Raw genomic sequence first — 20,717 nt, forward strand, 5'->3', positions numbered from 1 at the left:
AAGCGAGCAGATTCTATGTATGACCTCAACACAGGCACGGCATTCACCACAGGCACTGCATACACGCACTCAAGGATCGGCACACGACGCCGTCCGGTTGACCGGACTTCGCAAGAGTTTCGGAACCGTCGACGCCGTCAAAGGTATCGACCTGAGCATCCGCCCCGGCGAGATCGTCGCGTTCCTCGGCCCGAACGGCGCAGGCAAGACGACAACCATCGACATGATCCTCGGCCTGTCCCGGCCGACGTCAGGCGAGGTGAGCGTCTTCGGAATGTCACCTCGATCGGCGATTGCCCGCGGACTCGTCTCGGCAGTCATGCAGACCGGCGGACTACTGAAAGAGCTGACGGTTGCCGAGACTGTGCAGCTGACCGCCAGCCTGTACTCCCAATCCCGTCCGGTCGACGAAGTGCTGGGGAGAGCCGGAATCCTCGACATCTCCGATCGCCTGGTCAGCAAATGCTCAGGCGGACAACAACAGCGGTTGCGATTTGCGATGGCGTTGCTGTCGAACCCGCAATTGCTCATTCTCGACGAGCCCACCACCGGCATGGACGTCGAAGGGCGTCGGGACTTTTGGTCCGCCATCCGCGCCGACGCAGATCACGGTCGCACTGTGCTTTTTGCGACGCACTACCTCGAAGAGGCCGATGTCTACACCGACCGCATCATCCTGGTCAGGCAAGGCACCGTGGTCGCAGACGGGACCACCGCCGAGGTCAAGGCGATGGCGTCCGGACGCACCCTGCGCGCGACTGTTCCAGGCATCACCGACGAACTCCTGCGAGCCATACCGAACTCCGACGCCGTCGAGGTGCGCGGTGAGTCGCTGCTCGTGCACTCGGGCGACACCGATGCCGTTGCACGGTTCCTGTTGACCAATACGCAGGCTCGCGATCTCGAAATCGTCTCGCGTGGCCTCGAAGACGCATTCATCGCACTCACGTCGAACAACTCCGAAGGACAGAAGTGATGACCACTGCAACCGAAGCGAATACCTACGGAGCCGAGCGAACCGTCGTACCTCTCGGCGGATTCAACACGACGCTACTGCGACTGGAATTTCGTCGCCTGACTCGCAACCGGCGCACGATGATCTTCACGCTCGTCATGCCGGTTGTCTTCTTCCTCGTCTTCGGTCTCGGTCAAGGCGACGACGACCACGGGATCGGGCACGGCAATGTCGCCGCGTACATCATGATCAGCATGGCCCTGTACGGCGCGATGCTGGCCACCACCAGCGGCGGCGCGATGGTCTCGATCGAACGAGCGTCCGGGTGGAGCCGACAACTTCGGCTGACTCCCCTGACCCCGGTCGCCTACATCGCCGTCAAACTGATCATGGCGATGCTGCTCGGTCTCGTCTCGATTCTCGTGGTCTACGTCGTCGGCGCGTTCACCTCGGCGCAGATGGACGGATCACTCTGGTTCACAACGGCATTGATCGCCTGGCTGGGATCGTCGATCTTCGCGGCCTTCGGCCTGTTCATGGGGTACCTACTCCCCAGTGAGAACGTCATGCAGTTGCTCGGACCGGGACTGGCTCTGCTCGCATTCGGCGGCGGACTCTTCGTACCACTCACCGACGGTTCCGTATGGGCGACCATCGCACAGTTCACCCCGATGTTCGGCATCAACGCCCTCGCCCACGCACCGTTGACGGGCAATAGCATTCACTGGACCTGGATCGTCAATATCCTGGTGTGGTTCGCCATCTTCGCCGGCGGAGCGATCTGGCGGTTCCAACGAGATACGGAGCGTGTGTAGTTGTCGCAAACGACTGACCGAGAAGATTCCGTCGCGCTCCCGCGGCGGAATCGTTTCGGCGTTCTCTTCGCGGCGGTCTGGATGGTATTTCTCGGCGGGCCGCTGATCGAGGGATGGAATCTACGCGACGAACTGCGCGGCTGGACAGGGATTCTCGCGACGATCGCCTTCAGTGCCCTCTACCTCTACACCTTCGCCACAACGCAGCAGCGACGTCGAATGACGATGACTCGGCCGACGATTCGCGAAGCTGCACTGGCTCTGTCCGCCTTGACCGCGTTGGCCGCTGTGATGATCGTGAGCGTCGGGCCGACAGGTTTGGCAGCAGCACCGTACCTCGCGGTGACAGCGGTGACGCTGTTGCCGACCGTCGCCGGCGGCATTCTCGCCTTGGTGTTCGCGGCCTCCGTGGAGATAGTCAGCCTCTCGTCCGGATGGGGAAACTACTCCGGACTCTCACTCGGAGTCTGCGCGGCCGCGTTCGCGACCTGGGGAATCATGTCCCTGATCAGCCGCAACTTCGCCATACTCCATGAACGCGAAGAGCAGGAGCAGCGGGCAATCATGGAGGAGCGAACGAGGATGGCGCGCGATCTGCACGACATCCTCGGGCACTCGCTGACCGTCATCACGATCAAAGCCGAACTGGCCAATCGCCTACTCGATGTCGATATCGAGCGTGCGCGCAACGAACTCGACGACCTCGAAAGACTTTCGCGTGACGCGTTGGCGGACGTGCGCTCGGCCGTCGAAGGATTTCGTGGGATTTCTCTTCCCGTCGAGATAGCCCGAGCGCGAGAGGCATTGCGTGCGGCTGGTATCGAAGACGAGGTGCCGAGCAGTACCGACATGGTTCCCACGCGTCTTCGGGAACTCTTTGCATGGACGATCCGTGAGGGCGTCACCAACGTCGTTCGACACAGCGGTGCGACCCACTGCCGGATCACGGTCGACGAAAATAGTGCGTCGGTCGTCGACGACGGACGAGGGGCCGAGTCGACGTCTTCCGGAAACGGTCTGATCGGATTGCGCGAGCGCGCCGGAGCGTCGGGCGCACGAGTGATCATCACTCATCCCCAGCCGCAGGGGTTTGCACTTCAGGTAGTCGAACAGGAGACAGAGTGAACAGCCAGGGCGATCGAGCAACCATACGGCTGCTCTTGGCGGACGATCAGGCGCTCGTGCGAGGAGCTTTGGCCGCGCTGCTCGATCTGGAATCCGACCTGTCCGTGGTGGCCGAGGTCGGTCGCGGCGACGAGGTGGTGTCCGCCGTTCTCGAACACCGCCCGGACGTCGCGCTTCTGGACGTCGAGATGCCCGGCATGGACGGAATCGCCGCGACGGCGGCCCTTCGCGAGGCAGCACCCGACACCCGGATTCTGATCGTCACCACGTTCGGCCGTCCCGGATTTCTTCGTAAAGCCCTGCACGCCGGGGCCGGCGGGTTCGTCGTCAAGGACACCCCCGCCAGGCAGCTTGCCGACGCGGTCAGGCGTGTCCACGCCGGACTGCGCGTCGTCGATCCCACCCTTGCGGCCGACAGCCTCGTCAGCGGCGAGTCGCCCCTGACGGAGCGTGAGACCCAAGTACTGCGCGCCGCTCACGACGGCGCACCCGTGGCAGCCATCGCAGGGGCGCTCTTCCTGTCTGCCGGGACAGTTCGAAATCATCTGTCATCCGCGATGGGTAAGACGGGTGCGTCGACGCGCGCGGAAGCCGTCAGAATCGCCGAGTCGAACGGCTGGCTCTGATCCGCGCGTCTGGAATCGCCTTCCCCGGCAAATAGTTCGCCGTTCGATTCGTGATGGCGATTTGTCCAGATCACTCAAAGTAGGGACCTTCTACCCTAGGGATTTTCCCTGCAAACGACCGCTTCGCGAGAATCTGAAACAGCTAATCGTTCGATAACTGGCTATGATGCAGTTAATTGAACCGACGGAGCCTGTGCGTAGCGGGGGAAGGGACGTCTCATGTCGAACCAGTTCAACGATCGCTTGAACTCGCTGTTCGAGACTGCCGACTTTCACGTCACCAACGCGATGGTCGTTCGCGGCATGACCGAGTTCGGCTGCCGTATCTCGACGCCGTACCTGTCGCAACTGCGCACCGGCGTCCGAACCAATCCGTCACCCGAAGTGGTTGCCGCCCTCGCCCACTTCTTCAAGGTCAATCCGGACTACTTCTACGCCCCGTCCGATCACACTCCGCCCGCGATCTCAGGTGGCGAGGCAGACCTCTCCCTCCTCGAACAGCTGCACAACGTGCGCCTGCGGAACCTCACCTCCCGTGTCGTCGACCTCTCACCGTCTTCACAGGATCTGCTTGTCGAAATGGCGGAGAATCTACGGTCCTCCGAAAATCTTCCGCGCGTACCACCGGACTCGAATTCCTACATGTCACGCGCATAGCGCCCTTCGCCGACTCTCCTTGACTGCTCAGGGAGGGTTGGCCTTATGCTGGTCGATGCAGCTGGTTCGCCCGGCACGGTCATGAGGAGCCCCGAAGACCGGTCCCGGCGTCGAAGCTCCGTCAGCGCAAGCTGTCGGGGTGAGAGGGAACCCGGTGAAAATCCGGGACTGTCCCGCAGCGGTAAGCAGGAACGACCGCCGTTCATGTGCACTGGGCATCCGCCTGGGAAGCGACGGCCAGTAGGTTCGATCCAACTCGATCGAGTGCCCGCGAGTCCGAAGACCTGCCGACTGTGTCGGGCACGCCGTGCCCGACGGTCCACCGCCTCGTGGAATGGGCGTGTAGATCTCCATCGGACCTCGTGTGCGGTGCGGGCAGTGCTGCCCGCTGAAACTCGGGGTCTCGTGAGGTGTACCCGTCTGCCGGCAGTGGCCATCAATGCATTGGCAATCTGGAGAAACTCCGTGACAACAACATTCACTTCGACCGTGCTGGGCTCACCGCGCATCGGTCCTCATCGAGAACTCAAGCGGGCAACCGAAAGCTACTGGGCAGGGCGCATCGACGCCGACGCCCTGCAGGCTGTCGCCCGTGACCTCCGTCGGCAGGGCTTGGCCGACCTCCGTGACCTGGGCATCGACTCCGTCCCGGTCAATACCTTCTCCTTCTACGACCAGATGCTCGACACCGCAGTTCTTCTCGGCGCGCTGCCCGACCGCGTCGCGTCGGTCGCCGATCCGTTGGACCGCTACTTTGCCGCTGCCCGTGGGACGGACACCATCGCGCCGCTCGAAATGACGAAGTGGTTCGACACCAACTACCACTACCTGGTGCCGGAGATCTCGCCGTCCACCACGTTCGCACTCGACCCGTCCAAGGTCTTGTCCGAACTGGCAGAAGCACTTTCCGACGGTATTGCAGCCCGCCCGGTCGTCATCGGACCGGTCACCTTCCTGCTGCTCTCGAAGGCTGTCGGCACCGACGAGCCGCTGCTCTCGCGACTCGACGAACTACTCCCCCTCTACGCGGATCTACTCGGTCGGCTCGCGAAGGCCGGTGCGAGCTGGGTTCAGCTCGACGAACCGGCCCTCGTAGGCGATCGCACCGACGAGGAAATCGAAGCGGCACGCGCTGCGTACGAACAGCTTTCAGCGCTGTCCGAGCGGCCGTCGATCCTGTTGGCGTCGTACTTCGGTTCGCTGCGTGAGGCGCTGCCCGCGCTTGCGTCCACCGGCGTCGAAGGATTTGCCGTCGACCTGGTGGCCGGTCAGGATTCGATCGGCTCCGTCCCCGAACTCGCCCGCAAACTGGTCGTCGCCGGCGTGGTCGACGGACGAAACATCTGGCGGTCGGATCTGGATTCGGCACTGAGCACGTTGGGTGCTCTGTTGGGCAGCGTGGATAATCTTGCCGTCTCCACATCGTGCTCCCTGCTGCACGTTCCGTACACTCTCGACGCAGAAGCCGATGTCGACAAGGCCCTGCGCTCGTGGCTCGCGTTCGGCACCGAGAAGGTCAAGGAAGTAGTAACTCTCGCAACCGCTCTCACACAGGGCCGGGAGTCGGTGGAAGACGAGTTCGCTCTGGCACGAGCGGCCGCGTCGACCCGCAAGGACGATCGCAGACTCAATGATGCGAGTGTTCGAGGCCGTCTGGACGCGGTGCTGAACTCGGCGACCGGTCGCGCGCCCGCCGCCGAACGTCGCGCTGCCCAGGACGAACTGCTTTCTCTGCCGCCGCTGCCCACGACGACAATCGGTTCGTACCCGCAAACCTCGAAGATCCGCATCGCTCGCGCAGCACTGCGCAAGGGCGAGATCGACGAAGCCGAGTACGTCAACCGTATGCGCGCCGAAATTGCCGAAGTTGTTGCGCTCCAGGAAGAGCTGGACCTGGACGTTCTTGTTCACGGTGAGCCGGAACGCAACGACATGGTCCAGTACTTCGCGGAGCAGTTGGACGGATTCTTCGCCACCGCCAACGGTTGGGTCCAGTCGTACGGCACCCGCTGCGTGCGTCCGCCGATTCTGTACGGCGACGTCTCCCGCCCGAAACAGATGACCGTCGACTGGATCACGTACGCGCAGTCCCTGACCGACAAGCCGGTCAAGGGCATGCTCACCGGACCCGTCACCATTCTGGCCTGGTCGTTCGTCCGCGACGACCAACCCCTCGCCGACTCGGCAAATCAAGTCGCACTGGCCATTCGAGACGAGACCGTCGACCTGCAGGCCGCCGGAATCGGAATCATCCAGGTTGACGAACCGGCTCTACGAGAACTACTCCCACTGCGTGCCGAGGATCAGCGTGCCTACCTGGACTGGTCGGTCGGCGCCTTCCGGTTGGCTACCTCGGGCGTCGCGGATTCCACCGCGATCCACACGCACCTGTGCTACTCCGAGTTCGGAGCGGTGATCGGCGCCATCGCCGGCCTCGACGCGGACGTCACGTCCATCGAGGCGGCGCGCTCACACATGGAGGTCCTCGACGATCTCAGTTCGGTCGGGTTCGACCTCGGCGTCGGCCCGGGTGTCTACGACATCCACTCGCCGCGGGTGCCGAGCGTCGACGAGATTGCCGAATCCCTGCGTGAGGCACTCAAAGCTGTTCCTGTCGAGCGGTTGTGGGTCAACCCGGACTGCGGTTTGAAGACCCGCGGTTCCGTCGAGGTCGAGGCGTCACTGCGTAACCTCGTCGAAGCCGCGAAGTTGGTACGAGCGGAGCTATAGGGGCAAAGCCCCGGTGCGCCTTTTTGGTAGTGGGCACTACCAAAAAGGCGCACAGGGGTCAGCTCAACCACGTATTGCCGAAGAGCAGAATCCCGTCCGCACTCGGGGTCACTCCGTGCACGTTCTCGCGCCACGGGATGAAGACCTTGCCGGAGTTGACCACGGCCATCGGCGCCGTCTCGTTGACCACGGTCTGAATATCGTCGATGACGGCTCGCCGCTCATCCTCGCCCGACGCCGTTTGCAGCTTGCCGAGCAACTCGTCCATCCGAGCGTTCTTGTAACCGAGGATGTTCGACGGCGATTCGCTGAACAGGTTGCCGTACATACGCACGAACGGTGACTCTTCCAGCACGTTGAACGCGAAGTAGGACACGTCGTAGTCATGCTTTGCGTACAGCATGGAAATCAGATCGTTGATGCTGGTTGCGTAGGTGATGTCGACCGTGAAACCCACTGCCTGCAAGAGCGACTGAAACGTCAGTGCGCTGCGCTGCGTCGCCGGATCGTTCATCCCGACGTACGTCAGTTTTCCGTCGTAACCGTCCGCCTTCGCCTCGGCGAGATACTTCTTGGCCGCCTCGGGGTCGAAGCCGTTCCCGGCCACCGATCCGTGCCACTGCGACCACGACGCGAACATGTCGGTGCCGGGTTCGCCGAAGCCGCCCTGAACTCGCTCGTTGAACGTATTCGGGTCCACCGCAGCGACAATCGCCTTACGCACGCGCTCGTCCTTCGCTGCCCGATCGTCGCGCTGATTGATTGCCAGAACTCCGGCCATGCTGGCCGAGTACACAAATCCGGGATCACCGGCTTCGAAAGCCTCGTGAATGAAGTCGGGAGACTTCAGATAGGCAACCTGGATTCCGTCGGTGTGCAATCCTTCCAGTTTGCTCTTCTCGTTGACGATTGCCGGAAAGCGCAACTTCTCGAGGTACGGCGCCCCGTCCCAGTACGTCGGACGGGCAGCGAGCACCAATTCGTCCTGGGAGGCGAACTTCTCGACGGTGAACGGGCCTGCCCCGATCGGGGTGAACGTGCCGGTAGCCATCGACGAGGGCGCGACGATCATGCCGGGACCGGTGGTGAACATGATCGGGAACTCGTCCCACGGCTGCGCCAATGTAAAGACGACCGTACTCGGATCCGGTGAATTCGTCTCGCGCACAGCGGTCTTCCACACCAGCGCGTGAGTTCCCTTCTTCTGCAGATAGTGATCGATGCTCCACAGGACTGCCGCACTGTCCATCGGAGTGCCGTCGCTGAAGGTGACGCCGTCGCGCAATTTCAGTGTCCACACCGTGTTGTCGCCGTTGGCCGACAACGACTGAGCCAAGTGGGGAACATACTCGCCCGCCGACGTATCGAAGCGCATGAGAAGGTCGTAGATGGCTGCCATTTCGCTACCACCGGTAGCGCCGCCGTCCTGACGGTCAGCCGGATCGAGACTGCTGATCCCGTTGTAGGTGGCAAACGACACGGTGCCACCCGATCGCGGCTCTCCCCCGTTGTTCTGGTCACCGACAACTCCGACCGTCACGTCCGATGCATCCGTGGTCGTACCTTGGCTGCTACCGGCGCACCCCGTCACCACCAGCGTCGCCGACGCCAGGACAACCATCCAGATTCGAGCGCGGACTCGGTACGAGCGCTTCATTGCGACTCACTTTCACAGTTCACGGATACGTCGATCCCTGGATCGGACACCCGACATATTTGTAAGTGAATTCTAGGTAAGGTCTCGTCCTGCGTCTTCGTTTTCACAAAGCCGAAGCGATAATTCGCGTTCATGACAGCAGAAACAAGAACTGAATTCTAGGTTGCAACCGTTCAGCGAATTACCAGTCCGATGACGTCTTCGACGTTCCGCTGGGCCTCTGCGAATCCGATCCGGCCACTGGTCCACAGCGCAAGGGCCGTCAACATCGTGCCGCCTATTGCCACGGCCGCAACCCTCGCCGTCTCGGCCGGGACGCCGTCCATCAACTCGAACAGCATTCTCCGATGTGCCGCTGCGCGCAGATCCAACGACTCGATCACGAACTGATCCGAGGACGAATGGAGTTCGATCTCCAACCGAGCGAAGTAGGGCCTACGCTCGAATGCCTTCATCTCGCGGCGATGAAGTGCCAGAACCCGCTCGTACGCGTTGTTCTCACCACCGTCTGCCCGCAACTTCTCAGGACGACGGACCGATTCGAGACCGCTCCACGCCGTCATCGCCGCAGCCAGAAGTTGCTGTTTGGTCGGAAAGTAGCGATACAGCGTTCCGAGTGCGACGCCTGAACGCTCCGAGACGTCTTTCATCTGGATTCGATCCGACGGCATCTCGGCCAGCATCTCGACCACCGCCGTGGTCAGTCGTCCTCTCCGCTCGAGTTGCCCCACCGACATGAGGTCGACGTCCAAGGGAAACTCGTCGCTGCGCGCAGTCACGCGCGTCACGATAGTTCAGAATCCTGACCGCAGTGCCGGGTTGCGAAGTTTCATCGTAACCCCGAGATCTAATACACGGATTAATCAACTGCAGATCGCGCTAGGGTTAGTCCATGACTGACCGGACAACCGATGACCAGCCAACCGTCGGCGTGCTGAACTTCTGGTCGTTCATCGAACTGGCCAACAAGCGACTGGCCACCGAACATGGCTTTCGCGACCAGCTGGCCACCGAGGTACTACTTACACTCAATCGGGCTTCCAACGTGGTCACCTACGATCTCGAGTCGTCGATCCACCGCCCTCGCGGCTGGTCATGGTCCTCCTTCAGGCTGTTGTTCGTCACCTGGCTGGCCGGTCCGATCGAGCCGAAGGCTGCCGCCGAGCTCACCGGCATGAGTAGGGCAGCGGTCTCCAATCTGTCCAAGTCGCTGCTGGCAGACGGATTGATCGATCGTCGGCCCACCGAGAACGACGGCCGTTCCGTCCAGCTGTACCTGACCGCCAAGGGCCGAGGAGCCATGGTCGAAGCCTTTCGCGAGCAGAACGAACGCGAACACGCCTGGGTAAGCGTCCTGAGCGAGGCCGAACAGCGAATTCTTGTCATGCTCCTGGACAAACTGATCACCAACCGCAGCCAGTTCGACGTACGCGGACGTAACTGACATAGACCCGAACCCCTTGGAGGGTTGCACTCATCACATCATTTTAGTTAATGTGTTTACTATCTGGTGGAGGTGAGCCAGGCAGAACAGCACAGAAGGAGCCCCGTCATGGCGTTCTATCGACAACTCGGCAACATCCCACCGAAGCGTCACACCCAACACCGTGACGAGTCCGGCAACCTCTACTACGAAGAGCTGATGGGAGAGGAAGGTTTCTCCTCGGATTCTTCGTTGCTGTACCACCGCGAGATCCCATCGGCCATCGTCGACGCAACGGTCTGGGAACTGCGCGATCAGAGCACAACCCCCAACCATCCCCTCAAACCGCGCCATCTGAAACTCCACACGCTGTTTCCCGAAAGCACCTGGAACGAGACCGACGTGGTAACCGGCCGTCGTCTCATCCTCGGAAATGCCGACGTGCGATTGTCCTACGTCGTTGCGGCAGCGCCATCTCCCCTGTATCGCAACGCAATCGGCGACGAGATGGTCTACATCGAATCTGGCGAGGCGACCGTCGAGACCGTCTTCGGTGCACTCGAGGCCAGTGAAGGTGACTACGTCCTGATCCCGATGTCCACAACGCATCGATGGATCCCCAAGGGTGACAAGCCACTTCGTGCCTACGCCATCGAGGCGAACAGTCATATCGTCCCGCCCAAGCGCTATCTTTCCCGCTTCGGCCAGCTGCTCGAGAACGCACCGTTCTGTGAACGAGACCTGCACGGACCGATCGCGCCCATGATCGCCGAAGGAACCGACGTCGAGGTACTGGTCAAGCACCGAACGTCGGCGGGCATCGTCGGCACCCGAATGGTTTATCCCACGCACCCTTTCGATGTCGTCGGCTGGGACGGCTGCCTGTACCCGTACACCTTCAACATCTCCGACTACGAGCCGATCACGGGCCGTGTTCACCAACCGCCGCCGGCCCACCAGGCGTTCGAGGGGAACAACTTCGTGATCTGCAACTTCGTTCCGCGCAAGGTCGACTACCACCCCCTGTCGATCCCGGTGCCGTACTACCACTCGAACGTCGACTCGGACGAGATCATGTTCTACTGCGGCGGTGACTACGAGGCGCGCAAGGGTTCCGGCATCGGACAGGGTTCGATATCTATTCATCCCGGCGGCCACGCCCACGGACCACAACCCGGCGCCTACGAGCGGAGCATCGGCGCCGAGTTCTTCGACGAGCTCGCCGTGATGGTCGATACGTTCCGGCCCCTCGAATTGGGTGAGGGAGCCCTGGCCTGCGAGGACGAAGCGTACGCCTGGAGTTGGGCAGGGCGGGGGCCTAGGCAATGACGATCATCTCCCCACTCCTGCGCGGCCTGTGCGACGACGCAGCACTTTTCCCACCCGGCAATGCTTCTCTCGCCGAAGCAATTCCGGCCCACGCCGCCTACCTGCAGGCGGACTACGACGCACTGGTCGGGCCTTTCATTTTTCCCGCGCCTCGACTGAGCGAACTGGCTGCGTACGTTTCAGCGGACAGCCCGGTGACGCTGAGTCTGACCGTGCCGGCCGGCCCATCCGATACGGCGGCCGCACTCTCGAACGCGCGAGCCATCCCTGGTGTTCACGTCGCCGCCGTCGAGGTGGGAATTCCAGACGGGTTGGACGCCGATGCGGCCTTCGAGGAACTCTCTCGTGTCCATGCCGCTCATCCCGACGTCGACATTTTTGTCGAGGTGCCTCGAGGTGATCGGCGCGCGGGCTATCTCACAGCTCTCGAAACTGCCGGGCATTCCGCAAAGTTTCGCACCGGCGGGATTGTCGCCGAGGCGTACCCGAACGAGGAAGAGCTCGCCGATGCGGTGATATCCGTTGTCCGAGCGAATATCCCGTTCAAGGCGACTGCGGGACTGCACCACGGTGTGCGCAACACCGATCCGGAAACAGGCTTCGAGCAACACGGCTTCCTCAACATCATGGTGGCCGTCGACGCGGCGAGGCGGGGCGCCGATCGTTCGGAAATTGTTGCTGCACTGTCTCAGCGCGATGGAAAATCGATCGCGCAAGCCCTGGCCGACCTCACCGAGGACGAGGCCGGCGAGGTGCGTCGCCGATTCCTCTCGTTCGGTACCTGCAGCATCTCGGACCCTCTGACCGAGCTGGAAGGCCTCGGGTTGATCGTCCGCTCCGACAAAACCGAAGGAACTCTCGTATGACTGTCACGACCATCGACATTCCCGCCGACTCACTGTTCGGTCTCGACAATCTGCCGTACGGGGTCTTCTCCCCCGCGGGAGGGTTACCGCGTGTCGGTGTGCGCGTCGCCGAATCGGTGGTCGATCTCGCAGCGACACTAGGCGATTCCGTCTTCTCCGAACCGACTCTGAACGCGTTCATGGCTCAGGGACGAGATCAGTGGGTATCGGTGCGAAACCGGATCACGGAGCTCGTGACTAGCGAAATAGACTCGAATGCAGTGTTTTCCGTTGATTCGGTGACAATGCATTTGCCGATCGCAGTGGCCGATTACGTCGACTTCTACGCCTCGGAGAATCACGCAACCAACCTCGGGCGGTTGTTCCGCCCGGACGCAGCCCCCTTGATGCCGAACTGGAAGCATCTTCCCGTCGGATACCACGGGCGCTCCAGCACCATCGTCGTCTCCGGCACCGACATCGTTCGTCCCTGCGGACAGCGGAAGGCACCCGATCAGGAAAGCCCGGACTTCGGACCGTCCCGGCGCCTCGACATCGAAGCCGAGATGGGGTTCATCGTCGGAACTCCCTCGAAGATGGGCGATTCCATCACCCCGGACGAATTTGCCGAGTACGTCTTCGGCGCCGTGGTCGTGAACGACTGGTCTGCCCGAGACATCCAGGCGTGGGAGTACGTGCCCCTCGGTCCGAACCTGGGGAAGAGTTTCGCGACCTCCATCTCACCGTGGGTCGTACCCTTGCTCGCTCTCGAAGCAGCCCGAATCGACACTCCGGTGCAGGATCCCGAACCGCTTTCCTATCTGCGTGGTGAAGAGAAGTGGGGGCTGGACATCGACCTGGCCGTCGAATGGAACGGTCACGTCGTCTCCCGGCCGCCCTACGCCCAGATGTACTGGTCGCCTGCGCAGATGCTCGCGCACACCACCATCAACGGCGCAGCAGCGAGCACCGGCGATCTCTTCGCGTCCGGAACCATTTCCGGACCGGACAAAGATCAGCGCGGCGCCTTCATCGAGCTGACGTGGGGCGGCAAGGAACCCGTAGCTGTGGGCTCCGAGACCCGTACCTTTCTCGAAGACGGCGACACCATCGCCATCTCAGCCACCGCTCCCGGCGTCGGCGGATCACGAATCGGCTTCGGGGATGTTCACGCTCGGATCCTGCCTGCAACGCAAACCGAAAGATAGTGATTGACAACTGTTTGATTCACGCTGATCTGATGTCCGGAATTCCTTGCCTCAAAATTCTCCGAAGATAAGCTGGACTAACCATCCAGAGCGATCGAGAGTCCTGGCTCCGTGACGTCGCAGCAACCCCCTCTGCTGAGGTGCGGGTGCTTTCTGCCAGGTCCGATGGAGGACTCGTGCCAGGCGATCGACCCCGTACCTCAGTGGGGACAGCAGCTGTCATCGTGATCGTGGGCGGTGGACCCCGCGGGACCGGCGTACTCGAGCGGATCCTCGCTCACGAATCGGTGAACGCCGATCCCACACCGATCGACATTCACGTTGTCGACCCGTATCCGGCAGGTGCCGGCCGTATTTGGCGAGGCAGCCAGGCGCCGCTTCTGTGGATGAATTCGACAACAGCGGACGTCACGATGTTCACCGACGAGACCACCGCCGTGATCGGCCCGGTGCTGCCGGGTCCGACCCTCGCGGAATGGGTCGCCGAGCGCTCGGCTGAGCTTGCCGAATTCCCCGAAATCGCAGCAGAAGTTCCGACGCTCACCCCGTCGTCGTTTGCATCGAGGTCACTGCAGAGCCGATACCTGAACTGGGTGTTCGAGACTGCAGTCGACTCCGCGCCAGCGCACGTCGACGTTCGAGTTCATCGACGATCCGTGGTCGACATCGTGAACGTCGGCGAGACACAGACAGTTCATCTGGACGACGGAGCTGTCATCGACGCGACGACCGTCCTTCTCGCACAAGGGCACCCCGATGCGTTGCCTGCCCCACGCGAAACCGCGCTGACCAGCTTCGCGTCCGATCACGGGTTGACGTATGTGGGTCCGGGCTACACTGCCGATCTCGACGCCGATGTCATTCCCGAAGGCGAACCGGTTCTGATCGCCGGACTCGGGCTGGCTTTCATCGACTGGATGGTTCTCCTCGCCGAGAGCCGTGGCGGCATCTTCGAACGCGGTGAAGACGGCGTCCTCACTTACGCTCCCTCGGGTCGGGAACCCCTGTTGTATGCCGGATCTCGTCGCGGAGTGCCGTATCATTCCAAGATTTCGTACTCGATCGCTGACGCGCGGCCACCGCTACCGCGGTTCTTCACCGCTGATCTCGTTCCCGGCGACGGACCGTTGGATTTCCGAAACGACATCTGGCCCTTGGCGTCGAAAGAACTGGCAGGCGCCCACTATTACGAGCTGTTTGCATCTCACCCGGATCGGACAGTGGGCACCTGGGAGGAGTTCGACGCCGAATTCGCCTCGCTGGCTTGGGGATCGCCTCGATTGCAGGAACTGGTCGAGAACGCAGTCCCGAAGCCGGAAGACCGTATCGATCTCGAGCGGCTGAACCGCCCACTCGGCGGTGAGCGCTACGACGGGCTTGCCGAGGTCCAGTCCCGGATCACCGAATACATCTCGGCGGATGTCGCGCGGAGGTCGGACCCGTATTTCAGCGCCGACGCGGCTGTCTTCTCAGCGCTGCTGTCGACGTACATGACCGTCGGAGAATTGTTGCGGCGCGGCAGAATCCCGGCCGAATCCGTCGCCAAGGACGTCGAGGGTTGGCTTCATTCGTTCTTCAGCTTCATCGCCAGTGGTCCGCCGCCCGAGCGTTTGGAACAGTTGGTCGCCCTCAACGAGGCGGGCATCGTCCAGTTCCTCGGGCCGGATTCGGTGTTCTCCACCGAGATCGACCCGGCAACGGGGGCTGGGATCTTTGTCGCGCGCAGTGCGTCGCACACCGACATCGTGGCCGCGAACACCCTCGTCGAAGCACGCTTGCCGGTTGCTTCCATCAGCGCGAGCGGTGACTTGCTCCTGCGGACGCTTCACCGTCGGGGCGAGGCAGTCGAACTTCGTGCGACCGTGGACAGTTCGGCGAAGCTCGCCGTCGACGGTACTTCACGAATTCTCGACCAGAACAACACTGCTCATCCCCGCCGCTTCGCGGCCGGGCCGTGGGTTGCAGGCCATAACTGGTCGGCGGCTTTCCCTCGTCCCCGTACCAATGCAGGGTTCTTCCGGCATAACGATGCCCTGGCGGCGGAGATTTTGGGTGCTACGCGCCTGTGAGCGGTTAGGGAGTCCTGGGACTCCCTAACCGCTCACAGGGGGCTGTGCCCCTAGCTGAACACCAACTCACCCTCGTCAACCGCGACGGTGATACTGCCGCCCTCTTCGAGGAGATCGTCGAGCAGCATGTCGGCGATCTTGTCGTCGACCACACGCTGAATCGAACGACGCAACGGGCGAGCCCCGAACTCGGGTTGATGCCCGTGCTCGGCGATCCAGTCCACCGCGTCGGCAGTGAACTCGATCTCGATGCCCTTGGACTGCAGCCGCTTCCGGCTGTCGTCGAGCAGCAGATCAGTAATCCGGTGCAGTTGCTCGGTGTCGAGCTTGCGGAAGATCACGATCTCGTCGATACGGTTGAGGAACTCCGGCCGCATCGATTCGCGCAACCTGGCCATCACGCGGTCGCGCAGTGGCTTCTCCGCCGACTCTGCGTCACCCGTGGTGAAGCCGAGTCCACCGGACTTGCTCGAGATGATGTCCGAGCCGAGGTTGCTGGTCATGATCACGACGGTGTTCTTGAAGTCCACCGTCCGACCCTGACCGTCGGTCAGACGGCCGTCGTCGAGCACCTGGAGCAAGGTGTTGAACACGTCCGGGTGTGCCTTCTCGATCTCGTCGAGCAGGATCACCGAGTACGGGTTACGACGCACCTGTTCCGTGAGCTGTCCGGCCTCGCCGTAGCCGACGTATCCGGGAGGAGCACCGACCAATCGGCTGACCGTGTGCCTCTCACCGAACTCACTCATGTCGAAGCGCAGCATCTTGTTCTCGTCTCCGAAGAGTGTGGCAGCCAGAGCTTTTGCGAGCTCCGTCTTGCCGACGCCAGTGGGTCCGAGGAACAGGAAGCTACCGACGGGACGATCCGGATCGCTCATACCGGTCCGGCTACGACGCACGGCACGCGCGATGGCGCGAACGGCGTCATCTTGCCCGATGACACGACCGTGCAGTTCCTCTTCCAGACGGCGCAGGCGATCTTTCTCTGCCTGAGTCATCTGGCTTGCCGGAATACCCGTTGCGCGAGCGACAACTTCGGCGATTTGTTCAGCGGTCACGTCCGGCGTTTCCTCGGAAGGAACCGAGGATCCTGCCTTCTCGAGACGCTTTGCGACGCCGTTGATCTCGTCACGCAGGGTCGACGCCTTCTCGTACAACTCGTCGGCGACGGCTTTTTCCTTGTCGCTCTCGAGCTGCTCGAGACGCTGCTGCAGCGCGGCGGTGTCTACCGTGGCCGTCTTCAAGCGAAGCCTGGCGCCGGCCTGGTCGATCAGGTCGATTGCCTTGTCCGGCAAGAACCTGTCGCCGATGTAACGTGCCGACAGCTCCACCGCAGCGGTGATCGCCTCGTCGGTGTAGTGCACCTTGTGGTGATCCTCGTACCGACTGCGCAGTCCGCTCAAGATCGCGATTGCGTCCTCGATCGACGGCTCTCCGACCTGTACGGGCTGGAAGCGCCGCTCGAGCGCGGGATCCTTCTCGATGTTCTTGCGGTATTCGTCGAGCGTGGTGGCGCCGACGATGTGCAGTTCACCGCGAGCGAGCTTGGGCTTGAGGATGTTTCCGGCATCCATCGCACCGTCTGCGCCGCCTCCGGCACCGGCGATGGTGTGCATCTCGTCGATGAAGACGATCAGCTCGTCCTTGTGTGCGGTGATCTCGTCGATCACCTTGGTCAGCCGTTCCTCGAAGTCTCCGCGGTAACGGGTACCCGAGACCATGCTCGAGAGTTCGAGCTGGACGATCTTCTTGCCCACCAACGATTCCGGGACATCCCCGTCGACGATGCGCTGGGCGAGACCTTCGACGATGGCAGTCTTGCCGACGCCGGCCTCACCCACCAGGACCGGGTTGTTCTTGGTGCGGCGGGAGAGGATCTCGATGGTCTGTTCGATCTCGTCGGCGCGGCCGATCACCGGATCGACGCCGCCGTTGCGGGCGCGATCGGTGAGATCGATGCCGTACTTGTCGAGCGTCGGTGTGGTGGACTCGTCTTCGACTGGACCGGCTGCGGGATTCTGAACCGCTGCCTGCAGCTTCTCCGGCGTGATGCCGGCCGAAGCGAGCAGACGACCCGGAACATGATCGGGGTCACCGGCCAGGGCGATGAAGAGATGTTCGGGGTCGATGTACGTCGATCCCAGGGCTCGGGCCAGTTGATGAGCCTCGAGTAGAGCGGTTTTCACGGCACTGCTGAGCGCAGGAGCAGAGTAGGCCCCCTGCTCACGGCCTTGTGGCAGCCGCAGGTCGACGGCGTCGACCACGGATTTCGGGTCGGCTCCGGCGCGCTGCATGAGCGTGCGGACCGGATCCTGCTCCGCCATGACGCGGAGAACGTGCAGTGCATCGAGATCCGAATCACCGCGAGCAGCCGCTACACGTGCAGCGTCAGCCATGAGTTGCTGGGTGGCCCTGCTCATGAGCCGGGAAATATCGATGCGACCGGGACCCTCGGGCCCGAAGAATGCTGGCATTCCGAAGCCTCCTTGCAGAAAGTTGAGCGTTACTGACTCAATTAACGTGCATGGGGCTCGATCAATTCCCGCGGCCTCAGATTTGTTTCAACACCTTCGGGCCACAGATCGTTCTCAACTACCGAAGGATCCGGTAGATCGACCGACCGGGTACGCCTCGACGTGCATGATCACCGATCCCTCGCAGGGACCACTCGCGATGTCGGTACGCCACGAACCTTTCAGACTGCCATCGGGCTGAGGTGTGTAATACGCCTCGGAGTGCGCCGGTGCCCACACCTTGGGCACGCCTTCCCCCTGGTAGCAATCCCACTCCCAGTCATAGGGGTGCACCCAACTGGTTCCGTCCCAGGTGTATCGCGCAGGCTGCGGCAACGTCGGATTGGCGGGAGCCGGACCGCCGACCACTGTGGCGATACAGACTCCGCTCGAGCAATCCGTCTCGAACGTGTATGTATCGGAGAAATCCGGCTCCCACTGGCTGGCGGCCAGACTTGTGCCCGTCTTGGTCGCGGCAAAACGCTTGAGCGAGTAATCACCGGACCAATTCGCATCCGCAGCCCCCGCGGGCATCGCTCCGGCGACAAACCACGTAGCAACGAGAGCAACCACCAACAATGACTTCCGCATGCGTGAAGTGAATCACAAGCTATGTCCGAATTGTCGGATACTGACCACAAGAACACCGACGACGATCAGCACCAGCGAAACCAACGGCAACGCTCCCGCACCCCTGTCCGCCAAGATCAGCCCGCCTACGACGCCGCCCGCTGCGATCGCCGCATTGAAGATCGTCACGAAAACCGATTGCGCAGTGTCCACAGCGTCGCCCGTCGTATCCGCGAGCGCCGTCTGAAGGAGAGTGGGAGCGCCCCCGAATGCCACACCCCACGCCACAACGCTGAGTGCAATCACAGCGAAGCTGTCACCGCCGACGCCCAACGCCGTCAAAGCTGCGGCAAAGACCACCAAGCTCAGCACGGTGAGACTTCGAAGGGCCCGGTCGACAAACACCCCGACCACACCGATGCCCACGAAGGCGAAAAGTCCGAACACGAACAAGACGATTCCCAACCGATCGCCGAAACCGATGCGATCCAGAAACGCCGCCAGATACGTGTACACGATGTTGTGCGCGAGGATCCACAAGAACGCGACAAACAGAATCGGTCGTACGCCAGGCAGGACCAGGACTTTCCGCACCGGCAGCTGCCGATCCGCTTGTTGCCCGGGAAAGTCCGGCATCACCGTGAGTATCCACGCGACCAGAAGTAGCGCAGCAACCGACATCACGGCGAAGACGACGCGCCAATCGGCCAGGGTCCCGAGCCACGCCCCCATCGGAACGCCGATTGCCAACGCGATCGGCTGTCCGACGGAGGCAACCGCAACGGCCCGCCCCTGCAGGTGAGGGGGCGACATCCTGCGTGCGTACCCGGCAAGCAACCCCCACACCACACCTGCCGCCATACCGGCCAGAAACCGAACACCCAAGGTGAGAACAAGATTCGACGAAAGCGCTGTCACCAGATTGAAGACACCGAACCCCAGAATCGCCGACACCAGGACAGCACGCCGTCGCAACCCTCGGGTCAATGCGATCAGTGGTACCGCCCCGACGACGGAACCCAATGCGTATGCGGTAACCAATTGCCCTGCGCCGGAGACTGATACGGACAACCCTGACCCGATCTGCACCAGTAGTCCGGCCGGCATGGTTTCGGTTGTGATCGCTATGAAGCCTGCCATTGCGAGTGCCGACAACCCGGCCAGCGGTAGTGTCCGGACGGAATCGGTCTCCGTCAGTGCCGAAGTCGCCGTCCCGTCCGAGTTCGAGCTCACCTCGTCGGTGTTTCGGGACTGCCTTCACCCGACTGGCCGGAACGGACCAGTTCTGCAATAGACGCCCAGTCCATCTCGCCCTGACCGTTCGCCAGAGCCTGAGCGAGCACGCCTCGAAGTACGCCACCGAACGGCAAATCCAGATCGACGCTGTCGGCGGCGTCGAGCGCAAGCCTCAAATCCTTGAGGCCCAGAGCTGTGGTGAATCCTGCAGGCTCGTACTGACGCGTCGCGACGAGGTTTCCGTAGCTGGAGTAGACCGGCCCCGGGAAGATCGTCGAGGTCAGCAGTTCTACGAGTTGGCTTCCGTCCACACCTGACCTCTCCCCCAATGTGATTGCCTCGCCCAAGGATTGAATCGCGGCGAGGATGAGGTAATTGCCGATGATCTTGACGATGTTGGCCTGCTCCGGACGCTCACCTTGTGGCCACGTGCGAGCACCGATGACGTCGAGGAAGGGTTGCACTCGCTCGAGGAGGGAACTGTCGCCGGCGGCGATGATGTTCAACTGGCCAGCCTGAGCAACAGAAACGCGTCCGAACACCGGCGCCGCGATGTACCCGATACCGTACTCGGCGTGCAGTGCGGCGGCGCGCTTGGCAAGGTCGACGCTGACGGTGGCCATGTTGACGTGCACGGTTCCACTCGGAACGGATGCGAGGACGGCGGGATCCAGAATGGCCGAAGACACGGCCGAATCATCTGCCAACATCGACAGCACAACACCGGACTGGAATGCCTCGGCAACGGTTTTCGCGCCGATCGCCCCTTCCTCGACCAGTTCGGCTACCGCTTCAGGGCTGCGATTCCACACCGTCACGTCGAAGCCTGCGCCCAGTAGATTTCGAGCGATGGGACGGCCCATCGCGCCCAAGCCGACCACGGAAACAGAAGTCATGGATTTCCCTCTCGAAAGTGCTGAACCATCTAAGACGGTTCAAGACTCTCATACGGGTACAGT

Annotated in this window: 17 protein-coding genes and 2 riboswitches; of the genes, 11 read left to right on the top strand and 6 right to left on the bottom strand. The window is 62.2% G+C overall.

What is annotated here, in order from left to right:
* Positions 1 to 19 precede the first annotated feature (19 nt).
* From ACVZUB_RS23395 to metE, 6 genes are all read left to right on the top strand, one after another.
* On the top strand, positions 20 to 976 hold the full coding sequence (locus ACVZUB_RS23395; RefSeq protein WP_482627813.1) for an ABC transporter ATP-binding protein: 957 nt from the start codon (positions 20 to 22) through the stop codon (positions 974 to 976).
* Entirely contained in the window at positions 976 to 1,770 is a 795-nt protein-coding gene (locus ACVZUB_RS23400; protein ID WP_019745005.1) for an ABC transporter permease, read from the top strand. The genes ACVZUB_RS23395 and ACVZUB_RS23400 overlap by 1 nt, the downstream gene beginning before the upstream one ends.
* Entirely contained in the window at positions 1,771 to 2,895 is a 1,125-nt protein-coding gene (locus ACVZUB_RS23405; protein ID WP_054831249.1) for a sensor histidine kinase, read from the top strand.
* The gene (locus ACVZUB_RS23410; protein WP_054827155.1) at positions 2,892 to 3,521 is read left to right on the top strand and encodes a response regulator transcription factor; all 630 of its coding nucleotides are present in this window, start codon (positions 2,892 to 2,894) and stop codon (positions 3,519 to 3,521) included. The genes ACVZUB_RS23405 and ACVZUB_RS23410 overlap by 4 nt, the downstream gene beginning before the upstream one ends.
* Positions 3,522 to 3,740: 219 nt before the next feature.
* Positions 3,741 to 4,178, top strand: a complete 438-nt coding sequence (locus tag ACVZUB_RS23415; RefSeq protein WP_482627814.1) for a helix-turn-helix domain-containing protein — start codon at positions 3,741 to 3,743, stop codon at positions 4,176 to 4,178.
* An 81-nt stretch (positions 4,179 to 4,259) separates the two neighbouring features.
* Positions 4,260 to 4,484: riboswitch (cobalamin riboswitch) on the top strand.
* A 159-nt stretch (positions 4,485 to 4,643) separates the two neighbouring features.
* Complete coding sequence (metE, locus tag ACVZUB_RS23420; protein ID WP_482627815.1) at positions 4,644 to 6,908, top strand: 5-methyltetrahydropteroyltriglutamate--homocysteine S-methyltransferase; 2,265 nt, start codon at positions 4,644 to 4,646, stop codon at positions 6,906 to 6,908.
* Between the two features lie 58 nt (positions 6,909 to 6,966).
* On the opposite strand, the gene ACVZUB_RS23425 is transcribed toward metE, so the two are convergent.
* Complete coding sequence (locus ACVZUB_RS23425) at positions 6,967 to 8,565, bottom strand: ABC transporter substrate-binding protein (RefSeq protein ID WP_063315878.1); 1,599 nt, start codon at positions 8,563 to 8,565, stop codon at positions 6,967 to 6,969.
* A 173-nt stretch (positions 8,566 to 8,738) separates the two neighbouring features.
* Positions 8,739 to 9,353: a TetR/AcrR family transcriptional regulator gene (locus tag ACVZUB_RS23430; protein WP_003939912.1), complete on the bottom strand. Its 615-nt coding sequence runs from the start codon at positions 9,351 to 9,353 to the stop codon at positions 8,739 to 8,741.
* Between the two features lie 104 nt (positions 9,354 to 9,457).
* On the opposite strand from ACVZUB_RS23430, the gene ACVZUB_RS23435 reads away from it, so the two are divergent.
* The 5 genes from ACVZUB_RS23435 (at position 9,458) to ACVZUB_RS23455 (ending at position 15,439) form a co-directional block, all read left to right on the top strand.
* The gene (locus tag ACVZUB_RS23435; protein WP_312638089.1) at positions 9,458 to 10,009 is read left to right on the top strand and encodes a MarR family winged helix-turn-helix transcriptional regulator; all 552 of its coding nucleotides are present in this window, start codon (positions 9,458 to 9,460) and stop codon (positions 10,007 to 10,009) included.
* 108 nt (positions 10,010 to 10,117) lie between these two features.
* Positions 10,118 to 11,317, top strand: a complete 1,200-nt coding sequence (locus ACVZUB_RS23440; protein ID WP_030535304.1) for a homogentisate 1,2-dioxygenase — start codon at positions 10,118 to 10,120, stop codon at positions 11,315 to 11,317.
* The gene (locus ACVZUB_RS23445) at positions 11,314 to 12,183 is read left to right on the top strand and encodes a hypothetical protein (RefSeq protein WP_482627816.1); all 870 of its coding nucleotides are present in this window, start codon (positions 11,314 to 11,316) and stop codon (positions 12,181 to 12,183) included. Before ACVZUB_RS23440 ends, ACVZUB_RS23445 begins: the two co-directional genes overlap by 4 nt.
* The gene (fahA, locus tag ACVZUB_RS23450) at positions 12,180 to 13,370 is read left to right on the top strand and encodes a fumarylacetoacetase (RefSeq protein WP_003940530.1); all 1,191 of its coding nucleotides are present in this window, start codon (positions 12,180 to 12,182) and stop codon (positions 13,368 to 13,370) included. Before ACVZUB_RS23445 ends, fahA begins: the two co-directional genes overlap by 4 nt.
* A gap of 78 nt (positions 13,371 to 13,448) precedes the next feature.
* A riboswitch (SAM riboswitch) is annotated at positions 13,449 to 13,542 on the top strand.
* 4 nt (positions 13,543 to 13,546) lie between these two features.
* Positions 13,547 to 15,439 (top strand): FAD/NAD(P)-binding protein, encoded by a 1,893-nt coding sequence (locus tag ACVZUB_RS23455; RefSeq protein WP_223304426.1) that lies wholly within the window; start codon positions 13,547 to 13,549, stop codon positions 15,437 to 15,439.
* 50 nt (positions 15,440 to 15,489) lie between these two features.
* Here ACVZUB_RS23455 and ACVZUB_RS23460 read toward each other — a convergent pair whose 3' ends face one another.
* The 4 genes from ACVZUB_RS23460 to ACVZUB_RS23475 form a co-directional block, all read right to left on the bottom strand.
* Positions 15,490 to 17,913 carry an ATP-dependent Clp protease ATP-binding subunit gene (locus ACVZUB_RS23460; RefSeq protein WP_007733608.1) on the bottom strand — a complete coding sequence of 808 codons (2,424 nt, stop codon included), beginning with the start codon at positions 17,911 to 17,913 and terminating at the stop codon, positions 15,490 to 15,492.
* 114 nt (positions 17,914 to 18,027) lie between these two features.
* The gene (locus ACVZUB_RS23465) at positions 18,028 to 18,543 is read right to left on the bottom strand and encodes an Rv2253 family sensor-like surface protein (RefSeq protein ID WP_019745018.1); all 516 of its coding nucleotides are present in this window, start codon (positions 18,541 to 18,543) and stop codon (positions 18,028 to 18,030) included.
* 12 nt (positions 18,544 to 18,555) lie between these two features.
* Positions 18,556 to 19,755: an MFS transporter gene (locus ACVZUB_RS23470; RefSeq protein WP_482627817.1), complete on the bottom strand. Its 1,200-nt coding sequence runs from the start codon at positions 19,753 to 19,755 to the stop codon at positions 18,556 to 18,558.
* Positions 19,752 to 20,654, bottom strand: coding sequence for an NAD(P)-dependent oxidoreductase (locus ACVZUB_RS23475; RefSeq protein WP_003939725.1), 903 nt, complete (start codon positions 20,652 to 20,654; stop codon positions 19,752 to 19,754). Before ACVZUB_RS23475 ends, ACVZUB_RS23470 begins: the two co-directional genes overlap by 4 nt.
* Positions 20,655 to 20,717 lie beyond the last annotated feature (63 nt).

This window comes from Rhodococcus sp. OS5 (assembly GCF_056837585.1).